This is a genomic window from Pseudidiomarina atlantica, from assembly GCF_000753735.1.
In the GTDB taxonomy this organism is placed as follows: Bacteria; Pseudomonadota; Gammaproteobacteria; order Enterobacterales; family Alteromonadaceae; genus Pseudidiomarina; species Pseudidiomarina atlantica.
The window spans coordinates 1-2,162 of record NZ_JPIN01000027.1; the positions used below are offsets into that span (position 1 = coordinate 1).

The window sequence follows — 2,162 nt, forward strand, 5'->3', positions numbered from 1 at the left end:
CCTTAAGCCGCAATCCGAATGGACAACGGCATCCGATCGCTACGCCTTACAAGAAAAAATGGAGGCAAAACTAGATGCTCACCCAGGCTTGTTGTTTAATTTTTCACAACCTATTGCAACACGGGTTGATGAACTGCTCTCAGGTGTAAAATCGCAGCTAGCCATCAAACTATTTGGACCCGAGCTTGACGTGTTGGCCCGTAAAGGCCAGGAAATAGAAAGTGCCGTCAAGCAGGTTGACGGGGCCGTTGCAGTAGCGATGGAGCAAATAAAAGGTGAAGCACAACTGGTGGTTTCGCCGAAACGCCAACAACTCTCACGCTACGGCTTAAATGTCTCCGATGTACTTAGCGTTGTCGACAATGGCTTGGGTGGCGCTTCGGCAGGCCAGATCATTCGCGGTAATGAGCGCTATGATATTTACGTGCGGTTGGCCAAGCAATTCCGCGATACGCCGGAGTCTATTCGCTCGTTACGCTTGTTAACTCCCTCGGGGGCCTGGGTAACCTTAGGCGAAGTCGCCAACGTTGCAATTGAATCAGGACCACCGCAAATCCGTCGTGATGATGTACAGCGTCGCGTTGTAATTCAATCGAACGTTCAGGGTCGTGACATGGGCAGCGTGGTTGCCGATATTAGGAAGGCGATTGACGAGAAGGTGGATTTACCAACCGGTTACTCAGTCGACATTGGTGGCCAGTTCGAAAGTCAACAACGAGCACAGGAGCGCTTGTCCATTGTCGTTCCCATATCGCTGGCACTCATCGCCCTGCTGCTTTATTTTGCTTTCGGCACCATGGGTCAAGCCATGTTGATTTTGGTGAATGTACCGTTGGCAGTCATCGGTGGTATTGTGGCACTCTATGTGTCAGGACAGTACTTATCGGTGCCCAGCGCCGTGGGTTTCATCACACTGTTTGGTGTGGCGGTACTAAACGGTGTGGTTCTGGTCGAAAGTATAAACCAGAGAATAACCGATGGGCATGCAGTTAATGATGCCGTGTTTGATGGCGCATGGTCTCGACTACGCCCGGTATTAATGACGGCAATAACCTCAGCGTTAGGACTCATTCCCATGCTGTTTGCAACCGGCGCAGGCGCTGAAATTCAGCGTCCATTGGCCACCGTCATTGTTGGCGGTTTGGTGTCTGCGACATTGCTAACACTGGTTATCTTACCCGTGCTCTATCCTTGGTTTTCGAAACAAAAAATTAAGGATCTGAGCCGTTAGGGTTCAGCACTTAAGGGGGCGGTTATTGCCGCCCCTTCTACTACAAAGAGGAACGTATTATGGGGCATCACCATAACCATGATCACTCAAAGGACATGCCGTCCAACCGATTAGGGTGGGCATTTGTTCTTAACTTTGTTTTCACCATTATCGAGTTTATTGGTGGCTTTCTTACCAACAGTACCGCCATTTTAGCTGATGCCGTTCATGATCTTGGCGATAGCTTGTCGCTTGGCCTGGCGTGGGTACTTAATAAGCTGGGCAAAAAACAGGCTAACCAACACTTTACCTACGGTTATAAGCGACTCAATCTTGCCGGTGCATTTATTAATGCCGTTGTTTTAATCGCAGGCTCTGCCTGGGTACTTGTGGAAGCGATTCCCAGACTCTGGAACCCTCAAATGCCCATCGCTGATGGCATGATCGCTTTAGCCGTCGTTGGCATTACAGTTAATGGATTTGCCGCTTACAAATTGTCAGAGGGCAAAACGTTAAACGAACGCGTTATTAACTGGCACTTGCTGGAGGATGTTCTCGGCTGGGTTGCTGTACTTATCGTTGGTATTGTTTTGTTGTTCGTAGACTGGCCAATTCTCGACCCTATATTGTCGATTGGCTTTACTCTATTTATTTTAGTGAATGTGCTGCGCAACCTGTGGGCAACGCTGAAACTCTTCATACAAGCAACTCCGGACAAAAAAACCTACAGACAAGTCGCTGACGCTTTACTGGAGCTACCTCATGTTGCTGACCTACACCATTTGCATTTTTGGTCACTAGACGGCGAGGAGCATGTATTAACCGTTCATTTGGTGTTAACTGAAAATCTTGATATCGAGGCCCGTAGCGACTTAAAACAGCACATCGATAACGTCCTTGCGCCCTATGCTCTAAGCCATACAACGGTAGAACTCGAAGATCCTGATGAAGC

At 48.8% G+C, this 2,162-nt stretch carries 2 protein-coding genes; both read left to right on the plus strand.

Translation table 11 applies throughout. The features are described 5' to 3' along the window. A partial coding sequence (locus IDAT_RS12715) for an efflux RND transporter permease subunit (RefSeq protein WP_034734370.1) occupies positions 1 to 1,231 on the plus strand: 1,231 nt, incomplete at its 5' end. Positions 1,232 to 1,290: 59 nt separating this feature from the next. Beyond that, positions 1,291 to 2,162 (plus strand): cation diffusion facilitator family transporter (locus IDAT_RS12720; RefSeq protein WP_034734372.1); only part of this gene is annotated, 872 nt, incomplete at its 3' end.